The following is a 24395-nucleotide window of genomic DNA, read 5'->3' as shown; positions in this document are numbered from 1 at the left end:
CTGATAAGCCTAAGGCAATTCTCAAAAAGCTCAGGAGTCATTCTTATGCTTAGCGTCCAGGATCGTGCCATCGTCAAATCCACTGTGCCTCTGTTGGAAAGCGGCGGAGAAGCGCTGATCACCCACTTCTACCGCACGATGCTCTCCGAATACCCTGAGGTGCGCCCACTGTTCAACCAGGCGCATCAGGCCAGTGGCGATCAGCCGCGCGCGTTGGCCAATGGTGTGTTGATGTACGCCCGGCACATCGATCAGCTCGACCAGTTGGGCGATCTGGTGGCGAAGATCATCAACAAGCACGTCGCCCTGCAAATCCTTCCGGAGCACTACCCGATTGTCGGCACCTGCCTGCTGCGCGCCATTTCCGAAGTGCTCGGCGACGAGATCGCCACGCCGGAAGTGATGAGCGCGTGGGGCGCGGCGTACGGGCAATTGGCCGAGATTCTGATCGGCGCTGAAGCCGCAATCTACGACCAGAAAGAACAAGCGGTCGGCGGCTGGCGCGGCGCGCGGGAGTTCATCGTGGTGGACAAGGTCGAGGAGAGCGCGGAAATCATTTCGTTCTACTTCGAGCCGGCGGACAAAGGCCCGATCCTTGCCGCAGAACCGGGTCAGTACATTGGCATGAAGCTGATCCTTGATGGCGAAGAAATCCGCCGTAATTACTCACTGTCGGCACTGGCCAATAAAGGTCAGTACCGCATCAGCGTCAAACGCGAACCGGGTGGTCGTGCGTCCAACCACTTGCATGACCAATTGCACGTCGGCGCGAGCATTCAGCTGTTCCCGCCATCGGGCGAGTTCACCCTGACTGCCAGCGACAAGCCGTTGGTGCTGATCAGTGGCGGGGTCGGCATCACGCCAACTTTGGCGATGCTCGAAGCAGCGCTGCAAACCGAGCGCCCGGTGCACTTTATCCACTGCGCGCGCAACGGCAGCGTGCATGCGTTCCGCGACTGGATCGATGGGCTGGCGGCGCGTCATCCGCAGCTCAAGCGCTTCTATTGCTACGCCGAAGACGACGGCGTGAGTCCGGCGGCGGACAAGGTCGGGATCCTCAGTCAGGAACAGCTGGGTGAGTGGCTGCCGGCGCAACGCGATGTCGACGCTTACTTCTTGGGGCCGAAGGGCTTCATGGGCGCGATCAAGCGGCATCTGAAAGCGTTGGGCGTGCCGGAGCAGCAGAGCCGGTATGAGTTCTTCGGGCCGGCGGCGGCTTTGGAATAATCCTTAGGACTGAGTCGCCTTCATCGCGAGCAGGCTCACTCCTACAGGGGCGGTGGCGTACATGAAAATGGTGTACGAAGCAGACCTCTTGTAGGAGTGAGCCTGCTCGCGATGGCCGTTACACAACTTTGATTCTTAAAAAGTGTTTAAAGGTTAATCGTTTCTTAACCGGTTTATCGTTTATTCCCCGATGCTGATGATAGGCGCTCGTTCGTTTAACTGATCAGGATCGCCCCCATGTCGCACATCATCTTCTCCTCTCGTCTGAGCCTGGCAATGCTTGGCCTGTCGGCCGCTTTGCTGGCCAGTCCATTTGCTGCGGCCGAATCGGCGTTGATCGCACCACAGACCCTGGTCGTCGATCAGAGCCTGCCCAAGGCTCAGCGCGATGCAATGGAGTTGGCGGCGCGGCGTTACGGCAGTTTCTGGAACAGTGGGGAAGAGGCCCTGGCCACGGCCGCCTTGTCGCCGCAGTTTGTCGACAAGACCCCGCCCGAAGGTCGGGTGCAGGGGCCGACCGGGCCGTTGCTGGCATCGAAGTTCTTTCGTACGGCGGTGCCGGACCTGAGCTGCGAGATCGAGCAAATGATCATTGCCGGTGACCGCGTGGTGGTGCATCTGCACTTTCGCGGACACTTCAGTGGGACGTTCAAGGCTCTCAAAGGGCAGGGCCAGCGTGTAGACTTCCGGGCAACCGATATCTATCAGATCGACAACGGTCGCATCGCGGCCAATTGGCATATCGAAGACAACATCAGTCTGATGGCGCAACTGCAAGCGCAGCCGCCAGCCAGCTGAACCATGGACATACAAGGGAAACGCGATGAGCGAGGAAACGATTCGACTGGGACGTGAGCGGCGCTTTCTGGTGCTGCTGGGGCATCATCTGTCTGGCACTGATCGGCGGCGCGCTGTACATGCAGATCGTGCTGGGCGAGGCACCATGCCCGCTGTGCATCCTGCAGCGTTATGCGTTGCTGCTGATTGCGCTGTTCGCGTTTATCGGCGCGGCCATGCGCACCCGCCGCAGCATCACGGTGTTCGAAGTGCTGGTGGTGATCTGCGCGATCGCCGGCGCGGGTGTTGCCGGGCATCACGTGTACACCCAGTTCTATCCGGCGGTGAGCTGCGGCATCGATGTGTTGCAGCCGATTGTCGACGACCTGCCGCTGGCGAAGATCTTCCCGCTGGGCTTCCAGGTCGATGGTTTCTGCTCGACGCCGTACCCGCCGATCCTCGGTCTGTCGCTGGCGCAATGGGCGCTGGTGGCGTTCGTGCTGGTGGTGATTCTGGTGCCGCTGCTGACCTCGCGTAACCGAAAAGCACTGCGCTGAATCAACTCTTCGGCAGATTGGCCGATACAGAAAACGCCCCGATTTGCGGATCAGCCGATCGGGGCGTTTTGCATTTCAGAGTGTTTGTGAAATCACCGTGACGAACGGCAATGGAGAGTGCGGCAGGTGTGCGACATGTTGTCACACGCGCCATGTCGCAGGGCCTTTCGGCGACCCGGATTGGCGTAATGTTACAAAAAAGGATTGGTCTGTTTCGGCATTTTTCTGGTTTTGCACGCAGGTGCCAGATCAGGCAGTTTTAACAGGCTCTGGCAGATGGCCAGAGGCCTTTGAATATCGGGCTTTGCGCCGATTCGCTGCCGGGAAAATCCCTTCGGAGCTGTCTGAACTGAGGTGTATAGGCCTACATTTTTTGGTGTTTTTGTTGAGAATCGATTTCGATAACATGCGGAACTTTTGCAAAAACGGTGATGGATTGTTGCTCTGAGCGATAAAAATTATTTCGGGATAAGACATGGTGTATAGGGCGCTACCTATCTACAATCGCCCGCACTGAATTCCCGGCACTGTTCAGCCTTTATTAAGGAACTGGACAGGAAGTCGGGTGTCGAGCGGGCCGAAAGGCTTTTGCGACACCCAGGTGTCGGTGCCTTCCAACTTTCCGCACCAAATGGAATTGGTCTGTAACAAGGCCTTTGACCACGAATTCGAATAAGAACTGACCGCTGTCCATGGTTTTGTCGAGCGTCTGACGCGCGACGGGCGGCCCTTATTCAATCCAAAGAAAATGCCAACCCTTGGCAGGGTGAAGTGTTGGCGATCAAAACCCAACTGCATTGCGCAAGCTGCTTTAGAGGTCGTGAGATGAGTAAAAACAGGTACCCCAGATTACTAGGCCTAGTGCCGCTGCTCGGCACGTTGTTGCTGGGAGGCTGCAACATGACCCTGCTCAATCCAACGGGCCAGGTCGGCCTGGAACAGCGCAACCTGATCATCACCGCCACGCTGCTGATGCTGTTGGTCGTTGTGCCGGTTATCGTCATGACCTTCCTGTTCGCCTGGAAGTACCGCGCGTCCAACAAGGATGCCGTCTACACCCCGAAATGGTCGCACTCGACCAAAATCGAAGTGGCGGTCTGGACCATCCCGGTTCTGATCATCATCGCCCTGGGTTACATCACCTACATTTCGACCCACAAACTGGACCCGTACCGTCCGATTGAATCCGACGTCAAGCCGGTGACCATCGAAGTCGTTGCGCTGGACTGGAAGTGGCTGTTCATCTACCCGGAACAAGGCATTGCCACGGTCAACAAGATCGTGTTCCCGGCGCATACTCCGGTCAACTTCCGGATCACCTCCGACGCCGTGATGAACTCGTTCTTCATCCCGGGCCTGGGCGGCCAGATCTACGCGATGGCGGGCATGACCACCAAGCTGCACCTGATCGCTGACCGCAACGCTGAAATGGACGGTATCTCCGCCAACTACAGCGGCGCTGGTTTCACCGGTATGAAATTCAAAGCGATCGCAACTTCTCAGGAAGATTTCGACGCCTGGGTAAGTGAAGTCAAAAAGGCACCTAAACAGCTTGAACAAGCTGAATACGCAGCCCTTGCCAAGCCAAGCCAGAACAATCCAGTCGAGCTCTACTCCTCGGTCACGCCGAACCTGTTCCAGACCATCGTCGACAAGTACGAAGGCATGAAACCGGGCAAGCCGCTGAAGCACGAGAAGAAAGAGAAAGAAGTGGCGGCAACGGACATGGACTCGAATTCGCATTCAGCTGCCGGGGCAGAGGAGTAAACGATGTTTGGTAAATTAAGTTGGGAAGCGATCCCTTTCCACGAGCCGATCGTGATGGTCACCATCTCGATGATCGCGCTCGGTGGTCTGGCGTTGTTCGCTGCAATCACCTACTTCAAGAAGTGGACCTACTTGTGGACCGAGTGGCTGACGTCGGTCGACCACAAGAAAATCGGTGTGATGTACATCATCGTTGCCATGGTCATGCTGCTGCGTGGCTTTGCCGACGCCATCATGATGCGTACCCAGCTGGCCATGGCCACCGAGGGTTCGCCTGGCTACCTGCCGCCTGAACACTATGACCAGATCTTCACCGCTCACGGTGTGATCATGATCATCTTCATGGCGATGCCATTCTTCACCGGCCTGATGAACCTTGCAGTGCCGCTGCAGATCGGCGCGCGTGACGTTGCCTTCCCGTTCCTGAACTCCCTGAGCTTCTGGCTGCTGGTGTCCGGCGTTGTGCTGATCAACCTGTCGCTGGGTGTCGGCGAATTCGCCAAGACTGGTTGGGTTGCCTATCCGCCGCTGTCGGGTCTGCAGTACAGCCCTGGCGTGGGTATGGACTACTACATCTGGGCGCTACAGCTATCCGGGTTAGGCACGACGCTGACGGGGGTCAACTTCCTCGCCACCGTGCTGAAAATGCGTACCCCTGGCATGAAACTGATGGACATGCCGATCTTCACCTGGACCTGCACCTGGGCCAACGTCCTGATCGTGGCTTCGTTCCCGATCCTGACCGCTACCCTGGCACTGCTGACCCTCGACCGTTACATGGATTTCCACATTTTCACCAATGAACTTGGTGGCAATCCAATGATGTACGTCAACCTGTTCTGGGCCTGGGGCCACCCTGAGGTTTACATCCTGATCCTGCCGGCATTCGGCATCTTCTCGGAAGTGATCTCGGCGTTCACCGGCAAGAAACTGTTCGGCCACCACTCGATGATCTACGCTTCGGGCGCGATCTCGGTACTGGGCTTCATGGTTTGGCTGCACCACTTCTTCACCATGGGTTCGGGTGCCAGCGTCAACGCCTTCTTCGGTCTGGCGACGATGCTGATTTCCATCCCGACGGGTGTGAAACTGTTCAACTGGCTGTTCACCATCTACCAGGGCCGTCTGCGCTTCACCAGCCAGGTTCTGTGGACTCTGGGCTTCATGGTGACCTTCGCCATCGGCGGCATGACCGGCGTACTGCTGGCCATCCCGGGTGCTGACTTCGTTCTGCACAACAGCCTGTTCGTGATCGCGCACTTCCACAACGTGATCATCGGCGGCGCGGTATTCGGCTACATCGCAGGTTTCGGCTTCTACTTCCCGAAAGCGTTCGGCTTCAAGCTGCACGAAGGCTGGGGTAAAGCAGCGTTCTGGTTCTGGATCTCGGGCTTCTTCGTCGCGTTCATGCCGCTCTATGCACTGGGCTTCATGGGCATGACCCGTCGTCTGAACGCCACCACCAACCCTGAGTGGGTACCGTACCTGTACGTTGCCATGTTCGGTGCGGTGATGATCGCTGTCGGTATCGCCTGCCAACTGATCCAGCTGTACGTCAGTGTGCGTGACCGCAACAAGCCAGAGAACATGTGCGAACACGGTGACCCGTGGAATGCCCACACTCTGGAATGGTCGACCTCGTCGCCACCTCCGTTCTACAACTTCGCTGTGCTGCCTAAGGCTGACTGCATCGACCCGTTCACCGAAGCCAAGGAAAACGGTACTGCGTACCAGGCTCCGGCCAAGTACGAGCCGATCCACATGCCGAACAACACCGCCACTGGCGTGGTGATGGGCGCACTGCTGACCGTCTTCGGTTTCGCGATGATCTGGCACATCTGGTGGTTGGCGATCGCCAGCCTGGCCGGCACTGTCATCTACTTCGTGATCCACGCCGCACGTGACGACCAGGGCTACATGGTTCCGGTTGAAACGATCGAGCGCATCGAAGCCGAGCAGCACAAGCGTCTGGTCGCGGCAGGGAAAATCCCGGCCAATGCCACCCGTGTAACCTCGTTGGAACAGGCTTAAACCATGTCGAACTTAGTGACCAATGTTGGACACGCCCATGGTGACCATGGGCACGATGACCATCACCACGACTCGGGCGAGATGACCGTATACGGTTTCTGGCTCTACCTGATGACCGACTGCATTCTGTTTGCGTCGATCTTCGCGGTGTACGCAGTACTGGTAAACAACGTCGCCGGTGGCCCGTCGGGCCACGACATTTTCGAACTGCCATACGTGCTGGGCGAAACCGCTCTGCTGTTGTTCAGTTCGATCACCTACGGCTTCGCCATGCTGGCGTTGTACAAAGGCAAGAAGCAGCAGGTTCTGGGCTGGTTGTTCATGACCTTCCTGCTCGGCGCAGGCTTCATCGCCATGGAGATCAACGAGTTCCACCTGCTGATCTCCGAGGGCTTCGGTCCTAGCCGTTCGGGCTTCCTGTCGGCGTTCTTCACCCTGGTCGGTACCCACGGTCTGCACGTGTCCGCGGGTCTGATCTGGATGGGCATCATGATGTACCAGGTCAACAAGCACGGCCTGACGGCGACCAACAAGACCCGTCTGAGCTGCCTGAGCCTGTTCTGGCACTTCCTGGACGTGGTGTGGATCTGCGTATTCACCGTTGTTTACCTGATGGGGACTCTGTAATGGCTAATGCACACTCCCATGACAGCCATGATGCTGGCCACGGCAGCGTAAAGTCGTACGCCATCGGCTTCATCCTGTCGGTGATCCTGACTGCCATCCCGTTCGGCCTGGTGATGTTCCCGACCTTGCCGAAGTCGACCACGCTGGCAATCGTCCTGCTGTTCGCGGTAATCCAGGTGATCGTTCACCTGTATTACTTCCTGCACCTGGACCGTTCGATTGCACAACGTAACAACGTGATCGCGTTTGTCTTTACGGCCATCGTGATCCTGCTGCTGGTTGGCCTGTCGCTGTGGATCATGTTCAGCATCCACACGTACATGATGGCGAAGTGAGGTAGACCCGATGTCGCTCAAGCACTTTATCCAAATCACCAAACCGGGGATCATTTTCGGTAACGTGCTTTCTGTGGCAGGCGGGTTCTTCCTGGCCTCGAAAGGGCATGTAGATCTGGCGGTGTTCCTGGCCGCCATGATCGGCACATCCCTGGTTGTGGCCTCCGGTTGCGTGTTCAACAACTGCATCGACCGCGACATCGACCTGAAGATGGAACGCACCAAGAACCGGGTGCTGGTGCAGGGCTTGATCTCCCTGAAACTGGCCCTGGTCTACGCGACCATCCTGGGTGTTCTCGGCGTTGCCTTGTTGTACAAGGTGGCCAACCCGTTGGCCGCCCTGTTCGCGGTAATCGGCTTCATCATCTACGTCGGCTTCTACAGCCTGTACCTCAAGCGCAAGTCGGTGCACGGCACGCTGGTGGGCAGTCTGTCGGGCGCCATGCCGCCAGTGATCGGTTACGTTGCCGTAACCAACAGCTTCGACATGGCCGCACTGACCCTGCTGGTGATGTTCAGCCTGTGGCAGATGCCGCATTCCTACGCCATCGCGATCTTCCGCTTCAACGACTACCTGGCCGCATCGATTCCGGTGCTGCCCGTCAAGCGCGGAATCGAAGTGGCCAAGAAGCACATCCTGCTCTACATCCTGGCGTTCCTCGTGGCGACCTTGATGCTGACCTTCAGCGGTTACGCCGGCATGAGCTACCTCTCGCGGTCGCCGCGGCCATGGGCATGGCATGTACTGGTTGTACATGGCCTGGACCGGCTACAAGGCAGTGGATGACACGGTCTGGGCACGCAAGCTGTTCGTGTTCTCGATCTTCACTATCACCGCCCTGAGCGTCATGATGTCCCTGGACTTCAAGGTGCCGGCCGAGCTGCTGCTGACGTACGCGCCGTAAGGCTGGATGGCTTCACGAAAAACCCCGCACATTGAGAGATGTGCGGGGTTTTTTGTTGGGTAAATTATGCTGAATCGAGGTGACACCATCGCGAGCAGGCTCGCTCCCACAGGGGATTTGTGAACGACGCCAATCAAATGTGGGAGCGAGCCTGCTCGCGATGGCGTGCGCCGCCGATTTCGAAGGTTGCGCAGTACTGGCAAAACACCTAGATTTGGATCCAGTCTTCAATGATAGCGCCATGCCACTTCCTCGGCGCTCAACTGTTCCACTCCGCGATTCTTCATGCACTGACCAAAAGGCTGGGCGAAATGACTGAGAGGATGACCTGCGACGAACGCTTCATTGCCCTGGCACAAGAGCTGAACTACGACATCTATGGCGAGAACACCGCCGGCGGCAATTACGCGCCGCTGATCCGTCATCGCGATGAGTTGTACATCAGCGGCATGGTGCCGCGGGTCAATGGCAGGATTCTGTATCCCGGTCGCGTGGGGTTGGAGTTGACCCTCAAGGACGCCCAGGCCGCCGCGAGCATCAGTGCCATGCGCTGCCTGGCGCTGATTGTCGATGCGGTGGGTTCGCTGGACAAGATTCGGGCGTTGTTGCGGGTCACGGTGTATGTGAAGTCGACCCCGGACTTCGTTGACCTGAGCGAGGTGGCCAACGGTGCATCGGACGTGTTCAGCCATGTGCTCGGCGATGCCGGCCGGCACACCCGCACTACGGTCGGTGTCTATCAGTTGCCGAAGAACGCCGCGGTTGAAGTCGACATGATCGTGGCGGTGCAGCCGGAAGTCTGACCGTTACGCCGCCCAACAAAAAGCCCCGCCTGAATCTCAGAGCGGGGCTTTTTTGTCGGCGCCGGGATTACTGCGCGGCGATGCTGTAACCATCGAACGCGGTTTGCTGTTGCAGGGCGGTGATGATGTTCTTGCGGTTGATCGCGTGTTCGGTGCCGGCGTTGTCGATGAAGGTCTCGCCCTCCAACTCGGCTTCTTCGCCTTCACCGACGAAGGTGAAACCGAGGAACTCCAGCGCTTCACGGTCAACGTTCAGACGCGAACGCGGCGTGCGCAGCGGCAGGGTCACGCTGCTGCCGTCCTTGCTGATGGTGAAGATTTCCAGTTCTTTCTTCTTGGCAGCCTTGCTCTTGCCGCCGCTCGGGTTGCTGATCGCCTGGTGGGTCTGATTCAGCACTTTGAGCGCGAGGCCGTAAACGATTTCCTGGAACGCCGGATCGTCCTTGAAGCAGGACAGGATGCGGCCGATTGAAAACTTGCTGCTCAGGTCTTCGAGGGCGGCGATGTCGGCGGCCTCGGCGTCTTTCAGCGCCTTGAGCTGGCCCATCAGCTCGTAGGCCTTGTCGTCATCGAAGCTGTCGTGCGCCTGACGGATCGCGGCGCGCAGCTCGCGGATCTGGTCACTTTCGCGGGTCGACTGGAAAGCATCCAGCACCATCTCGCTGATGATTTTGGCTTGTGGAAGGTGTTGTGAAAGATTGATGGAGTTTTCGTATTCCGCTTTGGACGATTCGGTGACTACGGATTCAGCGGTGTTGAAATCGGACATTGAAATTTCACTACTTTTTTAACTTGAGTGGAAACGAGAAAGCGCGAGGTCTTTTTCAGGCCGGTTAATTTAGGGGAGCGGGGCGGCGTTGTCACGGAACAACAGTCCGGTGGTGCGGATTATTTGTCCGGCGTGTTCAGGTTCATCGAGCGCACCATCCACTGTTCAGCGGTTTGCTGATCGGTCGGCAGCGTGAAGCGGAAAGTCGCCCCGCGCCCGGCGACATCGATCAACTGAATCTCACGCCCGTGCAGTTGCAGGATGCGGTGGACGATGCGCAGACCCAGTCCACCGTCACGCCGCGCCCCACCAATATTGAACGGACGCAGGAACAGACCTTCGCGCAACTCGGGAGCGATGCCGGGGCCGGTGTCGCTGACGGTGACTTCGACCAAGGCGCCCTGGGGTTTCAAGTCGAGCTCGATTTCACCGCCCGCAGGCGTGTGGCGCAAAGCGTTATCCACCAGGTTGGTCAGCACCCGTTCGATCAACCCAAGGTCGGCGCACACCGTCGGCAGGTTCGGACCGAAGCTGGCCTTGAGTTCGACGTGGCGTGCTTCGGCGGCCAGTTCGAATTTCTGGAAGATGTCCTGCAGCAGATCGATCAGCGAGAAGCGTTCCAGTACCGGTTGCACGAAACCGTGCTCCAGACGCACCAGCTCCAGCAGCGATTGCGCCAACCCGCCGACCTTGCGGCTTTGATCGAGAGCGATACCCAGATAGCGGCGCCGCTCCTCGGCAGAGAGCGTGGCGTCCTTGAGTGACAGGGTTTCCAGATAGCCGTGCAACGAGGCCAGCGGTGTGCGCAGGTCGTGAGAAATGTTCGCCACCAGTTCGCGGCGCTCCTGATCCTGGCGGGTCAACGAGCGCCACTGATCACCCAGTCGGTTTTGCATCTGCCGGAAGGCGCCATCGAGTACGGCGATTTCATCCGGGTCAGCGCTTTTATCCACAGTCGCTGACGGTGCAGGCAGAGGTTGCGGCGCGCCATCAATGTCGAACCGGCTGACGGTTTCGGTCAATCGGCGCAGTGGCCGGGTGATCAGGTTGAACGCCGTGAGACCGGCGATCAGGCATAGCAATGCGACCAGTCCGATCGACAGCAATGCAGTGTTGAGCGCGGCACTGGTCGCGCCACGTTCGGCGAAACGATCGTGTTCTTCACTGAGCAACACTACGTACAGATAACCGGCGGGCTTGCCGTTGACCCGTAACGGCGCGGCACTGAAGACCTTGCGCCCGTCGGTACTGCGCGGGTCATCGCCGAGGATCGGCAACGGCTGGTCATCGAGCAGCCGGCGGATCGGCGCCAGATCAACCGTCTCACGGCGCAGATGTCCTTCCGGCGCCGCATTGCCGACAATCCGCCCCTCGCTGTCGAGCAGGTACACCTCGACACTCGGGTTGACCAGCATCAGCTTGCTGAACAGTTCGCGCACGGCGCCGGGCATCAGGCCATGGCTGTCCATCAGCACCGTGTCATGGGCGATGTGCTGCGCCAGATCCCGCGACAGGCCTTGCACCACTTCCAGTTCATGCATCTTGCTGGAGCGCACCTGCAGCCATGCCGAGGTGCCGCAGCACACCAGCAGCAAAACGGCGAACACCAGCGACAGGCGCTGCGACAGGGTCAGTTTCATGGTTGTTCCGTACTGAATTTATAGCCTCGGCCCCACACGGTGAGGATGCGGGTCGGTTGCGCCGGATCGCTTTCGATTTTCGCCCGCAAGCGATTGATGTGGGTGTTGACCGTGTGCTCGTAGCCTTCGTGGCTGTAACCCCATACCGCGTTGAGCAGGTCCATGCGTGAGAACACCTTGCCCGGCTGTCGGGCGAAGAAATACAGCAAGTCGAACTCTCGCGGAGTGAGGTCCAGCCGCGCACCGTTGAGGGCGACGTCGCGGGTGATCGGGTCGATGCTCAGGCCATCGAGACTGAGGCTGCCGGCGTCCATCTTCAGGTTGCGCGCCATGGCGTCGACCCGGCGCAGCAAGGCTTTGACCCGGGCCACCAGTTCCAGCATTGAAAACGGTTTGGCGAGGTAATCGTCGGCACCCAGTTCCAGACCCAGGATGCGGTGCAATTCGCTGGAACGCGCGCTGGTGATGATGATCGGCGTGTAGCGCGCCATCGCCCGGGCGCGGCGGCAGATTTCCAGGCCGTCGACCCCCGGCAGCATCAGGTCGAGGATCAGTGCATCCCATTGTCCCTGTTGCAACAGGCGCATGCCTTCGTCGCCATCGGCGCAGTGCACGACGTCGTAATGCTCATCGCGCAGGTGCAGGCAAATCAAGTCGGCGATGTGCTGGTCATCCTCGACCACGAGGATGCGTTTGGTTAATTCCATCAAGCTCAATCCTTCGGCGCAGTGAGCGCATTGTGCGGGTTTTCCTCGGGGCGAGTTATCACGAATTCGTTAACTTCCCGTGAGGATTTGGCGATCAACCCAAGCCTAGGCTGTGTTCCATGACAGGCACCTGGAGTTTTGGGAGACGGCCATGTTTTCACGGCGACAGATTCTCGTAGCGAGTGGCGGGCTGGGGGTTGCAGCTCTGGTGGCGGGTGTATTGCCAAAATTTTCCTCGGGCACCGCACTGATCGAGCAAGCCCGTGCCGATGAGGTTTTCGAGGTGAGCCACAGCGACAGTGAATGGCACTCGCTGCTCTCGGATGAGCAGTACGCCATCCTGCGCGAAGAAGGCACCGAACGGGCCTATACCAGCCCGCTCAACGACGAGCATCGCAACGGCACATTCGCCTGCGCGGGTTGTGATCTGGCGCTGTTTTCATCGGCGACCAAGTTCGACAGCCGCACGGGCTGGCCGAGTTTCTGGACACCGTTGGAACATGCGGTGGCCACGCGTCAGGACCGATCGTTCGGTATGTCACGCAATGAAGTGCACTGCCGACGCTGCGGCGGGCACTTGGGACATGTGTTCGACGACGGCCCGAAACCCACCGGCCTGCGCTATTGCATGAATGGCCTGGCGATGACGTTCAAACCCGTGGCGGCATGAGCCATGGCCATTTTTCGATGTTCACTTTCTACAGGACGACACCATGTGGCTCTTGGTTCTCGCTTATCTGGGCGGTGTGCTGACGATCGTCAGTCCGTGCATCCTGCCTGTTCTGCCTTTTGTCTTCGCTCGCACCGGGCAGCCGTTTATCAAGAGTGGCTTGCCGCTATTGGCCGGGATGGCGCTTACCTTCGCCTTAGTCGCCACGCTGGCGGCGGTGGGCGGCGGTTGGGTGGTGCAAGTCAATCAGTTCGGTCGCTGGCTCGCGTTGCTGTTCGTTGCACTGTTCGGGCTGACGCTGCTGCTGCCGCGTCTCGCCGAGCGCCTGACGCGGCCGCTGGTGTCGGCCGGCAGTCGGCTGTCCGAAGCCGCGGGCCAGGACAATCGTCCGCGTCCCGGCGCCTCGTTTCTGATTGGCGTCGCCACGGGTCTGCTCTGGGCACCGTGCGCCGGGCCCATCCTCGGTTTGATTCTGACCGGCGCCGCGCTGCAAGGGGCAAGCATCGCCACCACGCTGTTGTTGCTCGCCTACGCGGCGGGCGCCGCGACTTCACTGGCGGCGGCGCTGCTGCTGGGCAGTAAGGTCTTTGCGTTGATGAAGCGCTCGATCGGTACGGGGGAGTGGATCCGGCGCGGGTTGGGGGCGGCGATGCTCGCGGGTGTCGCAGCGATTGCGCTGGGCCTCGACACCGGGTTGCTGGCGCGGTTGTCGACGGCGTCCACGGGCGGGATTGAACAGGCACTGGTGGGCAAGCTGACCAGCAAATCGCCGACGGGCAACGGAACCATGATGGCGCAGATTCCTGCTGCCGGCGGGGCGATGAAAGTTGCCGACAAGGCACCGGGAACACTACCGGTCGAAGGCCAGTTGCCGCCGCTCAATGGCGCCGTGCAATGGCTCAATTCGCCACCGCTCGATGCCCAGGCATTGAAGGGCAAAGTGGTGCTGGTGGATTTCTGGACCTACTCCTGCATCAACTGCCTGCGCACCTTGCCATACGTCAAAGCCTGGGCGGAAAAGTACCGCGATCAAGGCCTGGTAGTGATTGGCGTGCACGCCCCGGAATTCGCTTTCGAGCGCGATGTCGGCAATGTCACTAAAGCCATGAAGGAGCTGGGTATCAACTATCCGGTCGCCATCGATAACGACTACAAAATCTGGCGTGCTTTCAACAACGAATACTGGCCGGCGCATTATTTTGCCGATGCTCAAGGACGGATTCGTTACCACCATTTTGGCGAAGGGGATTACGCCGAATCGGAACGGGTCATACAGCAGTTGCTGCGTGAGGCCGGGGCGAAAACCGTCGCCGACGGCTTGATCAACGCCGATGCCCAAGGCGTGCAACAGGCGCCGGACATGAATCAGGTGCTGTCACCGGAAACCTACGTCGGCTACCAGCGTGCGGAACATTTCGTACCGGAAACCGGGCTGGTGCCTGACAAGGTCGCGACCTATAACCCACCCGCCAACCTGGCTTTGAATGACTGGAGCCTTGGCGGCCAGTGGGCCGTCGGTGCCGAGCAGGCCACCGCCAGCGCGCCGGCCAGTCGCATCGTCTACCGCTTCCACGCCCGCGATCTGCATCTGGTGCTGGGCCCGGGTGCGGATGGCAAACCGGTGCGTTTCAACGTGTCGATTGACGGGCAGGCGCCGGGTGACGCCCACGGTGTCGATGTCGCCGCGGATGGCAGCGGCCGCGTGACCGAACAGCGCTTGTACCAATTGGTGCGGCAAACCGACGAGGTGAAGGACCGGACCTTCACCATCGAATTTCTTGACCCGGGCGTATCGGCTTACGCCTTCACCTTCGGCTGATCGGGAGTGCGCAACATGAAAGCTCAAAACAACTGGCGCCGTGCATTGCTCGGCGTCGCCATGGCCGGTGTGATCGGTCAGTGCTCGGCGTTCTCTTTCGGCGCCGAGGACGCGGTGGTCATCCCGCCGCCAGCCCTCGACGAAACCACTCAGGCGCACAGTGAAACGGCGGTATTCGCCGGTGGTTGTTTCTGGGGCGTGCAAGGGGTTTTCCAACACGTCAAAGGTGTGCAGAAAGCCGTTTCCGGTTATGCCGGCGGTGCGGCGAACACGGCGGAATATGAGCGGGTCAGCGAGGGCGACACCGGTCATGCCGAGTCAGTACAAGTCACCTTCGATCCGACGCAAGTCAGCTACGGCAGCCTGCTGCAGATCTACTTTTCGGTGGCCCACAACCCGACCGAACTCAACCGCCAGGGGCCCGACAGCGGCACGCAATATCGTTCGGCGCTGTTCCCGGTCAACGCCGACCAGCAACGCGTGGCCCAGGCCTACATCGCCCAACTCGACGCCGAGCATGCCTACAGCAAACCGATCGTCACCCAACTGGAAACCTACAACGGCTTCTACCCGGCGGAGGACTATCATCAGGATTTCCTCACCGAACACCCAAGCTATCCGTACATCGTGATCAACGACATGCCCAAGGTCGCGCAGTTGAAGCAGTTGTTCGCGCAGCGTTATCAGGAGAAGCCGGTGTTGGTGAAAAACGGCTCCTGATTTATTGCGCGGTCAAGCCCGGGCGTTGCGCCTGAAGCAAGCGCAGCAACCGGTAGTACTTCAGCGAACGAGTGCCAATCAACCCACAGACGAAACCTGACGCTGCAGCTTTGAACAGCAGCGTATCCAGAGCAGAGGCTTGCTCCGGATGCACGTCATCCTGATAACCGAAGTAGTAATTCACGGCAAAAAACAGCAGGTACAACATCAACACTTTCCAAGTGCCGGGCAAGATCAGTCCTGTTTGCGAATCATCAAGCGTCACGTATTGCGCCGAAAACATTAGCCATGCCGTAACGCCGCCCAGCAAGAGGGCGCCAATCCAGCAGCTGAGGGACAGGACTGGGTTAAGCGTCAGATTTATTGAGAAGAGAGACCAGGCTATTAACACTGGTGGCGTGACCAGCATTGCTAAACGGCTCTTGGGGCTGGGCGTGCGAGCCTTGATCCCGAAATAAACGAGTACCAGGAAAACCGCATAAACCCACAGAGGGGTGTTTTGCAGAGTGATCAGCATCAATTGGCGTCCGTGCTTGAAAGAGAAGATGAATCATAGCGGTTGCCATGTTCGGCGGCGGTTATTTCAAGCGCGGTCGCTCCATGGCAATTACCGATGTTTCAAACCCCAAACTGGCAAAAAACGCCTCCGCACCTTCGCGCCCGGCGCGTAGTACCCAAGTGATCTCGGGGTTGTCCCCCATGACATGCTCGACCAGTGCGCGCCCGACGCCGGCGCGCCGATGCTGGCCATCAACTACGACCATCGACAGATAACCGTTGGACAAACCATCGGTGATGCCTCGGGCAAAACCGATGATTTTTTCGCCGCTCAGTGCGATGGCAGTGCGTTGCGAGTTTTCGATCAGTTGAGTGAAGTAGTCGCTGGAGCCTGTTCGGTGTCCCCAGCCATGTAGGCCGAGAAACAGCCGAACTGGCTCCACTTCGTCGGGCAACAGATCGCGTACGGTAAGGTCGTTTCTCATCGATAACAGCATCCTTGTCGGCAATCACCGGAGCGTAGTCGATAGCAATTGAGTCAGGATCTGCCCCAGGTTTGCATTGCGAATTCGACGAAGCGCCGCAGCTTGGGCAAACGATAACGATCCGGGGCATAGAGCAAATGCAAAGGGCGGCTCGGTGGCTGGTAATCGGGTATCACCGTCACCAGTTTGCCGTCGCGCAGATCCTGTTCCACCAGCGCATCCGGCAGCATGACGATGCCCATGCCGGTGCGTGCTGCCTGATGAAGGCCGGCGGAGGTGTTCATCAGCATCGGGCCGCTGACGTCGACCAGAATCTCGCCGTCCGGGCCGCTGAGGCGCCAGCGTTTTTCCACCGATTGCCAGTCGTCGCCGGCAGGGTAGGCGAACGACAGGCAGTCGTGTTGTTGCAGGTCTTCCGGGGTGATCGGCATGCCGCGTCGGGCGACGTAAGCCGGCGAAGCGCACACGGTCAGGGTGTAGTCGATCAGCGGCCGGGCGATCAGGTTCGACTGCTCGAAATGTCCCAGCCGAAACGCTACGTCGAGGCCGCTTTCCAGCAGATCCGGGCGGCGGTTGGTCAGCACCACATCCATTTTCACCTGCGGGTATTGCAGGGAAAATTCACTGAGCGCTGGGGCCAGGCGTTCGACACCAAAGGTCAGCGGCGCGGTGATGCGCAACAGGCCGCGTGGCTCGTCTAGGGCCTGTTCGGCCAAGCGTTCGGAGTCGGCCACCAGACCCAGAACGTCCAGACAGCGCTGGTAGTACACGTTGCCGAACTCGGTAAGCCGCTGCCGGCGGGTGGTGCGCTGCAACAATTGCACGCCGAGCCGTTGCTCCAGTGCGCGCAGGTGATTTCCGACCATGGTCGTGGACATTTCGCACTGCAACGCGGCCGCCGTCATGCTCCCGGCTTCTACAACCTTCACGTAGACGCTCATTGCCTGCAACAGGTCCATTATCAAGCTCTGCTTTTAAATGATTGAAGTTTTACCGAGTTTATCCAGTTCTGGTGGCTAACCATACTGCAAACACACCGACCTTCACTGGAGTTTGAAGTCATGACCGCCGCCCTGATGAACACCTACCAATCGCTGGCCCTGAGTTTCACCAGAGGTCTGGGCACTCGCCTGTGGGATCAGGCCGGTCGTGAATACCTGGATGCCGTCGCCGGGGTTGCGGTGACCAACGTAGGGCACTCGCACCCACGGATCGTCGCTGCTATTAGCGAACAGGCGGGGCTGCTGTTGCACACCTCCAACCTGTACAGCATCGACTGGCAGCAGCAACTGGCCAAACGGCTGACTGAGCTGTCGGGCATGGATCGCGCGTTCTTCAATAACTCGGGTGCTGAGGCTAACGAGACTGCACTGAAACTTGCGCGCTTGTACGGCTGGAGCAAAGGTATCGAACAGCCGCTGGTGGTGGTCATGGCCAACGCATTTCATGGCCGCACGCTCGGTACGTTGTCGGCGAGTGATGGCCCGGCGGTGCGCCTGGGCTTCAATGATCTGCCGGGGGATTTCGTCAAAGTGCCTTTCGGTGATCTGGCGGCGCTGGGTCAGCTGCAGCACAAGCATGGCGCGCGCATCGTGGCGATTCTGGTCGAGCCGATCCAGGGCGAAAGCGGCGTGCAACTGGCGCCGCCCGGCTACCTCAAAGCCCTGCGGGAAGTGTGCAATCGGCGCGCCTGGCTGTTGATGCTCGACGAAATCCAGACCGGTATCGGCCGCACTGGCCAGTGGTTTGCGTTCCAGCATGAAGGTATCGTGCCGGACGTCATGACCCTGGCCAAAGGCCTCGGCAACGGTGTGCCGATCGGCGCCTGTCTGGCGCGGGGCAGAGCGGCGGACCTGTTCACGCCCGGCAGCCATGGCAGCACCTTCGGCGGCAACCCGCTGGCCTGCCGGGTCGGCTGCACGGTGCTGGACATCATCGAAGAACAGGGGCTGCTGGAGAACGTCAGAGTGCAGGGTGAGCGCCTGTTGACCCGCCTGCGCGCCGAACTGGCAGACAACCCCAATGTGTTGGCGATTCGCGGGCAGGGCTTGATGATCGGCATCGAGTTGAAACAGCCGATTCGCGATCTGACGCTGATTGCGGCGCGGGATCATGGATTGCTGATCAACGTGACGCGTGGCAAGACGATACGGCTGCTGCCGCCGCTGACGATTGATGAGCGGGAGGTGGGGATGATTGTCAGAGGGGTGGGGCGTGCCGTGATCGCGCACTGACGCGCAAACGAACCCCCTGTAGGAGTGAGCCTGCTCGCGATAGCGGTGTATCAGGCGATATACATTTTGAATGGCCTACCGCAATCGCGAGCAGGCTCACTCCTACATTGGAATAGGTGCACGTCAGTCCGGATAATCCCCCAACTCCGGCGCCAGCATCCGCGTCTTCAGCGCCCCGTTCGAATTGTGCTGAATGATCTCGCTCGGCTGCCCCAGCGCATTGAAAAACACCTGGCCGATCCCGGCTGAATTCCACAGCCGTTCACCCGCTTCGGCATGTTCCGGGGTGTACGGCACGATGCGCATGCGTCGGCGTTTGGTGAACCAGTTCAACGGCGAGCGCGGCGAATAGAGCCAGCGGTTGAGGCGGTCGAACCATTCCAGCAGGGTTTTCGGGAACTCGTTCTTGATCCCGCTGCTGGTGATCTGCCAGATCCGTGGCCCGGCCTTGCGGTGTCGGATAAGCACTTCGTAGACGAAGGAATAATGCACATCGCCGGACAGCACCACGTAGTTTCCGGGTGTGCGGGTGTGTCGGAAAATGTTCAGGATCACCTGCGCCGCACCGCGATGAGCCATCCAGTTTTCGGCGTCGACCAGCAGTGGATAACCGCACCAGCTGAAAACCTTCTGAACGGTTTCAATCAGCTTCACGCCGAAGATCGGCGCCGGTGAAACGATGATCGCTGACGGATGATCAAGCAGCTCCTGCTGCAGTTCGCTCAGCGCTTCCCAGTCCAGTAAACCGGAGGGTTGCTTGAGTGCCATCTCGCTGCGCCAGCGCCGGGTGCGGGTGTCGAGCACCACCAGCGCCGGGCTGCTCGGCAGCACGAAATGCCAATGCTGAAAGCGCAGCAAGTCATCGATCAGCGCGTCCTGCACCGGGCTGTCGAGATATTGATCGTCACCACTGGCGCTCAGGCGGCGAGTGTTCTCCAGCACATCCTTGAACGCGTCCGGATTATTGCCCCAGCCCTGACACAACATGTACGCGATCAAGGCGTTGCCGATGATGCGTTTGGAGAACGGATGACCGTAGGCGGTTTCTTCCCATTGCGCGGAAAGGTTCCAGTCATCGGTGATGTCGTGGTCATCGAAAATCATCAGGCTCGGCAGGTGCGCCAGCGCCCGGGCAACGTTGGCCAACCCGGCCTTGAAACCATCGATTCGGGTCTGCTCCAGGGTGTAGCGCTTCAAGCGTTCAGGCGTCAGCGCTGGAGCAGCAGGATTGATCAACCCCCAGGCAATCGGCGACCACACCAGCAAATACATCGCCATCACTTCGGCGAAGGTCACCAGGTGATTGTCAGCACTGCTGCTGGTGAAAATCGGCTTACGCGCACCGCCGAAAAATCGCTCGCGCAAGGTCTCGTTGCTCTCCAGCGCCGGTAACAGATCCGCACGGTGGTAGTAACTGGCCGGGTGTTGGTAGAGCTTGGCGCTGTCGCTGACCACGGCACCTTCGAGGTGTTCGTCGAACAGGCCGAGGCGCTCGATCAACGCATGAATCGCCCGCAGCATCGGGCCGGCGACGTCGTCGGCGTAGATTTGGTCGCCGCTCATCATCAACAGGGAGGGGCGTTGTTGTGGATCGGTTTCTATCGCCAGCAACTGATCGACACAGAGCAGACCGTCTGCCGCCGGATGATGCGGCTTGCGGCAGGAGCCGTGGAGCAATTGATCGATCCGTGAGCGCACGACGAAGTTCGGGCAAGTAGCATCGCCATACACCAGATGTGGTGCCCAGTCGGCAATTCGCTGCTGGCCATCGATCAGCAAGTCGTAACCCACAACGGTCTCACAGGGCAGGGCGCTGTCCAGCACAACGTCAATCAAATGAACGAACGCATGACGGCCTACAGGAATGACCGTGCACCTCCCGGCATCGAGAGGGATGTCTCCTACGCCTTGCAGGCGCAACGTCAGCGACAGTTGACGCGTACCGACCAGCCACAGCACCACGCGCGTGGTTTCCAGCCGGCGCAGCAGTGGGCCGGCCAAGACGGGAGGCAGCGGATTCAGGTCAGCAGGTATCGGGGACATTCAGGGGCAAAGCTCAAGACGCACAGGCTGGCGATGATAGCGCAGCCGGCGCCTTGAACCCTTAAACGAGGCTTAAGAATCGGCCTTCTGCAGCTTCAGCGCCAGCAGTCGCCATTCGGCGGACGCGGATTGCTCCTGCACCGAGCAGTCGAAGCGATAAGTGACGTCATCGCCGTTCATGTTGCGCGCGGTGACCTTGTTGCTGAGGGTGTAGACCTGATCCTTGAAGCGCTTGGTGACAATGGCAGAGCTGTCGGCGAAGCGCTCCGACGCCGGGAAGCGTAGTGTGCTGGTGACCACCGTGCCGCACATGACATACGCGAGCATCGATTTATCGCTGTCGGCATTTTGCCCAAGCTTGTCGCGCAGCGCGGTGAGCGCTTTACGGCCCTGCGCGTCGCTCTGATCCAGGACGGCTTTTTCCGATATCGATTTCGGTGCCCGGCTGGCGTAATTCGGCAGCAGTGCGGAATCCGGCGGAGAAGGTTGGTTATCCGGCTCGATCGCGGCAAAGCCCGGCGCGTTTTCCAGTACCGCGGACGTCGAGTCCGACTCGGCTTCGGGCAACAGACTGGTGGTGACATCGTTCTGTGCGATCACGTCTTCGACTGGCGCCTTTTCGGCTTTATGCGCCGACGGGAACAACGACAGGAAGATCGACAGCACCACCATGCCGACGATAAAACCGCCCGCCGCGCCAACGATGTTGCCGTAAAACAGATTCCAGCTGCCGCGGTTTTTCACCACCCAGCGCCACATCAAACCCCAGGCGGCGATAAATGCCAGAAAACTCAGAAACTCCATTCGATCCTTTCCTTAACCCTTCAATAGCCTGCAAAACAGCACCCACTGGCGGTGAGTGCTGAAGATGGACGGCAAGATATCAAAATAGAGGTCTGACGCCACGAAGACATTCACATGCCGAGATTGGGCGGATTGATCTGAACAAAAAACATGATCGCCGTTATGCCGGCCACAACGCCGCAAAGGCCGGCCAGTAGCTGACGCGCGACAGGGTGTTCGACCTGCGAGCGACGGGCCACCAGCATCCATACGCCGGTCAGCGCCGCGGCAGTCGCCAGCATTTCCAGAAGCGATCCCATGACCCCCGGGACCGGTGGCCGGCTAGAGCCGAACAGACCGACACAAAGCTGCGAAACCACCACGCCGACAATCATGCCGCTGGTCGCACCCAACACATTGGCGAGTAGCAGATTCCACGCACCACGCTGCCTGACGACCCAGACCCACATGCCTATCCAGGCGATAAAGAAAAACCCAACATCCATCGTATCCATCCTTCGAAACCCGTCACGGTACAAGCACTCGGCACCTTGCCGACAGTGGACGGCACGATAGCAAAATAGTAGCGTCGCGCCACTTTCTTGATTCCTGTAATGGACTACTCATGCTAAAAGCCGCTTCTGTTCTGCGCTTGCTCTGTGCAATCACGTGCGCCGCTGTCATTACCCCGGCATTCGCCGAGTGGAAAGAGCCCCCGGAAAGCAGCTGGCAGTATTACCTCGCTAACTGCCAGCGAATGCAGGAAAAAATCGCCGACGTCCAGAGCGGTCGCGTACCTGGCGCCTTTGAGGTGGCAGGTGATCTGGAAGGCAGCCTGCGGATCATCAATGAGCGCCGCTTGAACCTGACGCCCCAATACCTCGGCTCCCGCGAATTCGCGCAATGCGAAAACGTCGCCGCCCAGGCCGAGGCAACGATTGCCCAAGGCAAGGCCGAGTTCGCCACCAGAATGAATCAGGCGGCTGAGCAAGGGCGCATCGCCCACCAGAACTCCCCCAAATACAAACGCGCCCGTTCACTCGGCTACAGCGACGTCGGCGACATCTCCTTCCTGAAACTGCACGAAGACATGGACGGCGAAGCTCGCCTGAAAACCATGCTGATCACCGTCGACGAAGTCTGCGGCCAATACTTCCGCGCCACGCAATATGTGAAGCCGTATGTGATTTATACCGTTCGCCCATCGGATGGCGGTTGTGGCGAGGAAAAACGCGTGGCGATCGTCGGTGGCCGGTCGGTGGAGAAGGGCGATTACATCGATGAGCGGGGCGAGTTTCAGTATGTGGGCTGGAAGAAGCTTGTGGGGGCGGATGGATTTCCCACGGATATTCGGGTGTTGAAGGCTCGACGCTGAAAGGTCAGCGCGTGAAGCAACTGATCAAAGAATATCTTTCAGATAACCCTTGAGCGCGAGGAGCGGCTGATCAAGCTGCTCCAGCGACTGCGCCTGACGGAAATCGGCTGACAGCTTGTGCAGCTCCCGCCCCAACGGTTTCTCGACCCCGCCCAACGCATCCATCGCCAAGCCCAGGCACTCGTTCATCTTGAACTGAATCGTCTCGACATCACCCCGGCGCACCAGCAGTTCGAAAACGTCTTTCTGATAGTCACCCATAACCATGTCATCCCGCAGAATCGGGCTCAGGCCTTCCTCCTCGTAAGCGAGTTTGAGGGAGAACAGGGCGACGGTTTCCAGTGACGTTTCCATGGTTGGCCTTGGAGGTCCTTAAGCATGAGTCTTGAAAGTCGGAACGACCAACGAAAGCCGCTACGGGCGGCAGACCGCGTGCGGGCGTGCGTGATTATACTGAGTGGACGCATCAGGTGCAGTCCCTAGGCAAAACAGGTTGCACGGACAGCGCCGAGACATTCAATGACCTAAGCAACAGAACGAGTTTCTCAGGATGGCCAGCGAGTATGAGCTGCCAGACAAACTCAACGATAGTTCAGGCATATGAGCGGAGCGACGATCATGGAATACGACGAAAAGTTGATTGAAGAGGCTGTGCTTGCCCTGTTGGCCGCTTTCAGTTCCGACGACGGCAATGCATGGAAAGGCTTCGATTTTGAAGTCATGAACCGATTGCATGAACAGGGTCTCATCAGTAATCCGGTAAACAGGAACAAATCGATCTGGTTGACGGAGGAGGGCCAGGAACGAGGTCGTCAGATAGCTGAGCGTTTGTTTGGGGGAGTTGTTCAAGCCCCGCGTGCGCCTGATCCAGATATCTGAGTTCCTGTCTCGGCTCGTCGTTTGAACTGCGCCGCGCCAGTGGAACGCAAATGGAGGGGTTTTCCCGTTGGAGCATTTTCTGAATGAACCACAACTGACAAACGTTAGAGCTGCACTGTCCGAACCGTTCAACCATTTTCCCACTGATTACGATTACATCGCATGCCAGCTAAAAGGCGTCGATCCAGCGGTGCTCTACGAGATTTTTTATTCAGAAGTAGCGCCGGTGTGCTTTATGAACATTGCAGCGGTCTTGCCGACTGTCTGGACAGGTTTTGACCCTGATTGGCTCAGGGGCGAGATAGAGGAAAGGCTTGTGGCGCGGCAGCGTAATTGGTTTCGCAGGTTGTTCGACAAGTTGCTGATTCGTTGGTTGAAATACAACTACGACCATATGTGGCAAGAAATCGCCAGCAGGCTTTGAGCTTGTGGCAAGCGTCTGAAGTTCTTCGCTTTTAGCGATCAATACTTCGCCAAGTTTATCGCGCAACCGGTCTCATCGCGGGTGAGCAGGTGGCCATTGAGTGGAGAGGGGGCACTTTCCGACAGACGAAAAAAAAGGCCTTGCTAAGCAAGACCTTTCTTAATTTTGGTGCCCCGAGGGAGACTCGAACTCCCACTCCTTTCGAAAACGGATTTTGAATCCGCCGCGTCTACCAATTCCGCCATCAGGGCTCAATGGCGGCGAAGTATAGAGAGGTGATTACCGTTGGTCAATCACGTTTCATGGTCAATTTTTGATAA

Annotated in this window: 24 protein-coding genes, 1 tRNA gene and 2 pseudogenes; 16 read left to right on the top strand and 11 right to left on the bottom strand. The window is 58.9% G+C overall.

From position 1 onward, the window contains the following. The first annotated feature begins 45 nt into the window (after nucleotides 1-45). The 9 genes and pseudogenes from hmpA to E3Z29_RS26065 all read left to right on the top strand — a co-directional run bounded on the left by hmpA (nucleotide 46) and on the right by E3Z29_RS26065 (nucleotide 9029). Nucleotides 46-1227 carry an NO-inducible flavohemoprotein gene (hmpA, locus tag E3Z29_RS26115; protein WP_134787292.1) on the top strand — a complete coding sequence of 394 codons (1182 nt, stop codon included), beginning with the start codon at nucleotides 46-48 and terminating at the stop codon, nucleotides 1225-1227. 237 nt (nucleotides 1228-1464) lie between these two features. Next, complete coding sequence (locus E3Z29_RS26110; RefSeq protein ID WP_134787291.1) at nucleotides 1465-2025, top strand: ester cyclase; 561 nt, start codon at nucleotides 1465-1467, stop codon at nucleotides 2023-2025. Between the two features lie 25 nt (nucleotides 2026-2050). After that, nucleotides 2051-2561: pseudogene (locus tag E3Z29_RS26105) on the top strand (disulfide bond formation protein B). Nucleotides 2562-3386: 825 nt separating this feature from the next. Continuing rightward, the gene (gene cyoA, locus E3Z29_RS26095; RefSeq protein WP_027612162.1) at nucleotides 3387-4328 is read left to right on the top strand and encodes a ubiquinol oxidase subunit II; all 942 of its coding nucleotides are present in this window, start codon (nucleotides 3387-3389) and stop codon (nucleotides 4326-4328) included. A gap of 3 nt (nucleotides 4329-4331) precedes the next feature. Beyond that, entirely contained in the window at nucleotides 4332-6359 is a 2028-nt protein-coding gene (cyoB, locus tag E3Z29_RS26090; RefSeq protein WP_007968380.1) for a cytochrome o ubiquinol oxidase subunit I, read from the top strand. Between the two features lie 3 nt (nucleotides 6360-6362). Then, nucleotides 6363-6986 carry a cytochrome o ubiquinol oxidase subunit III gene (gene cyoC, locus E3Z29_RS26085; RefSeq protein ID WP_003227982.1) on the top strand — a complete coding sequence of 208 codons (624 nt, stop codon included), beginning with the start codon at nucleotides 6363-6365 and terminating at the stop codon, nucleotides 6984-6986. After that, nucleotides 6986-7321 carry a cytochrome o ubiquinol oxidase subunit IV gene (gene cyoD / locus E3Z29_RS26080; RefSeq protein WP_003227981.1) on the top strand — a complete coding sequence of 112 codons (336 nt, stop codon included), beginning with the start codon at nucleotides 6986-6988 and terminating at the stop codon, nucleotides 7319-7321. The genes cyoC and cyoD overlap by 1 nt, the downstream gene beginning before the upstream one ends. 10 nt (nucleotides 7322-7331) lie before the next feature. Next, nucleotides 7332-8226, top strand: a pseudogene (cyoE, locus tag E3Z29_RS26075) (heme o synthase). 311 nt (nucleotides 8227-8537) lie between these two features. Then, a complete protein-coding gene (locus E3Z29_RS26065; RefSeq protein WP_134787290.1) occupies nucleotides 8538-9029 on the top strand; it encodes a RidA family protein in 492 nt (163 codons plus the stop codon). 67 nt (nucleotides 9030-9096) lie between these two features. Here E3Z29_RS26065 and E3Z29_RS26060 read toward each other — a convergent pair whose 3' ends face one another. The 3 genes from E3Z29_RS26060 to E3Z29_RS26050 all read right to left on the bottom strand — a co-directional run bounded on the left by E3Z29_RS26060 (nucleotide 9097) and on the right by E3Z29_RS26050 (nucleotide 12145). Continuing rightward, entirely contained in the window at nucleotides 9097-9798 is a 702-nt protein-coding gene (locus E3Z29_RS26060; RefSeq protein WP_134787289.1) for a hypothetical protein, read from the bottom strand. Nucleotides 9799-9917: 119 nt separating this feature from the next. Then, nucleotides 9918-11438, bottom strand: a complete 1521-nt coding sequence (locus E3Z29_RS26055) for a HAMP domain-containing sensor histidine kinase (protein WP_134787288.1) — start codon at nucleotides 11436-11438, stop codon at nucleotides 9918-9920. After that, complete coding sequence (locus E3Z29_RS26050) at nucleotides 11435-12145, bottom strand: response regulator transcription factor (RefSeq protein ID WP_134787287.1); 711 nt, start codon at nucleotides 12143-12145, stop codon at nucleotides 11435-11437. The genes E3Z29_RS26055 and E3Z29_RS26050 overlap by 4 nt, the downstream gene beginning before the upstream one ends. A gap of 151 nt (nucleotides 12146-12296) precedes the next feature. Between E3Z29_RS26050 and msrB the strand changes: the two genes are divergently transcribed. The 3 genes from msrB to msrA are packed head-to-tail and all read left to right on the top strand — an operon-like array spanning nucleotide 12297 to nucleotide 15354. Then, nucleotides 12297-12815, top strand: coding sequence for a peptide-methionine (R)-S-oxide reductase MsrB (gene msrB, locus E3Z29_RS26045; RefSeq protein WP_134787286.1), 519 nt, complete (start codon nucleotides 12297-12299; stop codon nucleotides 12813-12815). A 43-nt stretch (nucleotides 12816-12858) separates the two neighbouring features. Next, nucleotides 12859-14634, top strand: coding sequence for a cytochrome c biogenesis protein DipZ (locus E3Z29_RS26040; protein ID WP_134787285.1), 1776 nt, complete (start codon nucleotides 12859-12861; stop codon nucleotides 14632-14634). A 15-nt stretch (nucleotides 14635-14649) separates the two neighbouring features. Then, a complete protein-coding gene (gene msrA / locus E3Z29_RS26035) occupies nucleotides 14650-15354 on the top strand; it encodes a peptide-methionine (S)-S-oxide reductase MsrA (protein ID WP_134787284.1) in 705 nt (234 codons plus the stop codon). A gap of 1 nt (nucleotide 15355) precedes the next feature. Here the strand turns inward: msrA and E3Z29_RS26030 are convergent, their stop codons facing one another. The 3 genes from E3Z29_RS26030 to E3Z29_RS26020 form a co-directional block, all read right to left on the bottom strand. Beyond that, nucleotides 15356-15871 carry a hypothetical protein gene (locus E3Z29_RS26030; protein ID WP_098965502.1) on the bottom strand — a complete coding sequence of 172 codons (516 nt, stop codon included), beginning with the start codon at nucleotides 15869-15871 and terminating at the stop codon, nucleotides 15356-15358. A gap of 61 nt (nucleotides 15872-15932) precedes the next feature. After that, a complete protein-coding gene (locus E3Z29_RS26025) occupies nucleotides 15933-16337 on the bottom strand; it encodes a GNAT family N-acetyltransferase (protein ID WP_134787283.1) in 405 nt (134 codons plus the stop codon). A 53-nt stretch (nucleotides 16338-16390) separates the two neighbouring features. After that, a complete protein-coding gene (locus E3Z29_RS26020) occupies nucleotides 16391-17296 on the bottom strand; it encodes a LysR family transcriptional regulator (RefSeq protein ID WP_134787282.1) in 906 nt (301 codons plus the stop codon). 102 nt (nucleotides 17297-17398) lie between these two features. Here E3Z29_RS26020 and E3Z29_RS26015 point away from each other — a divergent pair, with 102 nt between their 5' ends. Next, nucleotides 17399-18571: an aspartate aminotransferase family protein gene (locus E3Z29_RS26015; protein ID WP_134787281.1), complete on the top strand. Its 1173-nt coding sequence runs from the start codon at nucleotides 17399-17401 to the stop codon at nucleotides 18569-18571. Nucleotides 18572-18694: 123 nt separating this feature from the next. Here E3Z29_RS26015 and E3Z29_RS26010 read toward each other — a convergent pair whose 3' ends face one another. The 3 genes from E3Z29_RS26010 to E3Z29_RS26000 all read right to left on the bottom strand — a co-directional run bounded on the left by E3Z29_RS26010 (nucleotide 18695) and on the right by E3Z29_RS26000 (nucleotide 21912). Further along, a complete protein-coding gene (locus E3Z29_RS26010; protein ID WP_134787280.1) occupies nucleotides 18695-20614 on the bottom strand; it encodes an alkaline phosphatase D family protein in 1920 nt (639 codons plus the stop codon). Between the two features lie 72 nt (nucleotides 20615-20686). Further along, nucleotides 20687-21418 carry a hypothetical protein gene (locus E3Z29_RS26005; protein WP_134787279.1) on the bottom strand — a complete coding sequence of 244 codons (732 nt, stop codon included), beginning with the start codon at nucleotides 21416-21418 and terminating at the stop codon, nucleotides 20687-20689. A 110-nt stretch (nucleotides 21419-21528) separates the two neighbouring features. After that, nucleotides 21529-21912, bottom strand: a complete 384-nt coding sequence (locus E3Z29_RS26000) for a hypothetical protein (protein WP_256662047.1) — start codon at nucleotides 21910-21912, stop codon at nucleotides 21529-21531. A gap of 110 nt (nucleotides 21913-22022) precedes the next feature. Here E3Z29_RS26000 and E3Z29_RS25995 point away from each other — a divergent pair, with 110 nt between their 5' ends. Next, nucleotides 22023-22772, top strand: coding sequence for a hypothetical protein (locus E3Z29_RS25995; RefSeq protein WP_134787278.1), 750 nt, complete (start codon nucleotides 22023-22025; stop codon nucleotides 22770-22772). A 24-nt stretch (nucleotides 22773-22796) separates the two neighbouring features. Here the strand turns inward: E3Z29_RS25995 and E3Z29_RS25990 are convergent, their stop codons facing one another. Then, nucleotides 22797-23126: a hypothetical protein gene (locus E3Z29_RS25990; protein WP_103369541.1), complete on the bottom strand. Its 330-nt coding sequence runs from the start codon at nucleotides 23124-23126 to the stop codon at nucleotides 22797-22799. A 264-nt stretch (nucleotides 23127-23390) separates the two neighbouring features. Between E3Z29_RS25990 and E3Z29_RS25985 the strand changes: the two genes are divergently transcribed. Further along, complete coding sequence (locus E3Z29_RS25985) at nucleotides 23391-23651, top strand: DUF6429 family protein (RefSeq protein WP_027612145.1); 261 nt, start codon at nucleotides 23391-23393, stop codon at nucleotides 23649-23651. Between the two features lie 67 nt (nucleotides 23652-23718). Beyond that, nucleotides 23719-24075: a hypothetical protein gene (locus E3Z29_RS25980; protein ID WP_027612144.1), complete on the top strand. Its 357-nt coding sequence runs from the start codon at nucleotides 23719-23721 to the stop codon at nucleotides 24073-24075. Between the two features lie 166 nt (nucleotides 24076-24241). Here E3Z29_RS25980 and E3Z29_RS25975 read toward each other — a convergent pair. Further along, a tRNA-Leu gene (locus E3Z29_RS25975) sits at nucleotides 24242-24326 on the bottom strand. Nucleotides 24327-24395: the final 69 nt, after the last annotated feature.

Source organism: Pseudomonas sp. S150, assembly GCF_004526365.1.
Taxonomy (GTDB): domain Bacteria; phylum Pseudomonadota; class Gammaproteobacteria; order Pseudomonadales; family Pseudomonadaceae; genus Aquipseudomonas; species Aquipseudomonas putida_A.
The sequence above is the reverse complement of the archived record's forward strand: the minus strand, read 5'-3'. Positions and strand labels throughout refer to the sequence as shown.

Excerpts from the sequence above, each read along its gene's own strand:
- hmpA (WP_134787292.1), top strand. The coding sequence starts at position 46 with ATGCTTAGCGTCCAGGATCGTGCCATCGTCAAATCCACTGTGCCTCTG.
- E3Z29_RS26110 (WP_134787291.1), top strand. The coding sequence starts at position 1,465 with ATGTCGCACATCATCTTCTCCTCTCGTCTGAGCCTGGCAATGCTTGGC.
- cyoA (WP_027612162.1), top strand. The coding sequence starts at position 3,387 with ATGAGTAAAAACAGGTACCCCAGATTACTAGGCCTAGTGCCGCTGCTC.
- cyoB (WP_007968380.1), top strand. The coding sequence starts at position 4,332 with ATGTTTGGTAAATTAAGTTGGGAAGCGATCCCTTTCCACGAGCCGATC.
- cyoC (WP_003227982.1), top strand. The coding sequence starts at position 6,363 with ATGTCGAACTTAGTGACCAATGTTGGACACGCCCATGGTGACCATGGG.
- cyoD (WP_003227981.1), top strand. The coding sequence starts at position 6,986 with ATGGCTAATGCACACTCCCATGACAGCCATGATGCTGGCCACGGCAGC.
- E3Z29_RS26065 (WP_134787290.1), top strand. The coding sequence starts at position 8,538 with ATGACTGAGAGGATGACCTGCGACGAACGCTTCATTGCCCTGGCACAA.
- E3Z29_RS26060 (WP_134787289.1), bottom strand. The coding sequence starts at position 9,798 with ATGTCCGATTTCAACACCGCTGAATCCGTAGTCACCGAATCGTCCAAA.
- E3Z29_RS26055 (WP_134787288.1), bottom strand. The coding sequence starts at position 11,438 with ATGAAACTGACCCTGTCGCAGCGCCTGTCGCTGGTGTTCGCCGTTTTG.
- E3Z29_RS26050 (WP_134787287.1), bottom strand. The coding sequence starts at position 12,145 with ATGGAATTAACCAAACGCATCCTCGTGGTCGAGGATGACCAGCACATC.
- msrB (WP_134787286.1), top strand. The coding sequence starts at position 12,297 with ATGTTTTCACGGCGACAGATTCTCGTAGCGAGTGGCGGGCTGGGGGTT.
- E3Z29_RS26040 (WP_134787285.1), top strand. The coding sequence starts at position 12,859 with ATGTGGCTCTTGGTTCTCGCTTATCTGGGCGGTGTGCTGACGATCGTC.
- msrA (WP_134787284.1), top strand. The coding sequence starts at position 14,650 with ATGAAAGCTCAAAACAACTGGCGCCGTGCATTGCTCGGCGTCGCCATG.
- E3Z29_RS26030 (WP_098965502.1), bottom strand. The coding sequence starts at position 15,871 with ATGCTGATCACTCTGCAAAACACCCCTCTGTGGGTTTATGCGGTTTTC.
- E3Z29_RS26025 (WP_134787283.1), bottom strand. The coding sequence starts at position 16,337 with ATGAGAAACGACCTTACCGTACGCGATCTGTTGCCCGACGAAGTGGAG.
- E3Z29_RS26020 (WP_134787282.1), bottom strand. The coding sequence starts at position 17,296 with ATGGACCTGTTGCAGGCAATGAGCGTCTACGTGAAGGTTGTAGAAGCC.
- E3Z29_RS26015 (WP_134787281.1), top strand. The coding sequence starts at position 17,399 with ATGACCGCCGCCCTGATGAACACCTACCAATCGCTGGCCCTGAGTTTC.
- E3Z29_RS26010 (WP_134787280.1), bottom strand. The coding sequence starts at position 20,614 with ATGTCCCCGATACCTGCTGACCTGAATCCGCTGCCTCCCGTCTTGGCC.
- E3Z29_RS26005 (WP_134787279.1), bottom strand. The coding sequence starts at position 21,418 with ATGGAGTTTCTGAGTTTTCTGGCATTTATCGCCGCCTGGGGTTTGATG.
- E3Z29_RS26000 (WP_256662047.1), bottom strand. The coding sequence starts at position 21,912 with ATGGATACGATGGATGTTGGGTTTTTCTTTATCGCCTGGATAGGCATG.
- E3Z29_RS25995 (WP_134787278.1), top strand. The coding sequence starts at position 22,023 with ATGCTAAAAGCCGCTTCTGTTCTGCGCTTGCTCTGTGCAATCACGTGC.
- E3Z29_RS25990 (WP_103369541.1), bottom strand. The coding sequence starts at position 23,126 with ATGGAAACGTCACTGGAAACCGTCGCCCTGTTCTCCCTCAAACTCGCT.
- E3Z29_RS25985 (WP_027612145.1), top strand. The coding sequence starts at position 23,391 with ATGGAATACGACGAAAAGTTGATTGAAGAGGCTGTGCTTGCCCTGTTG.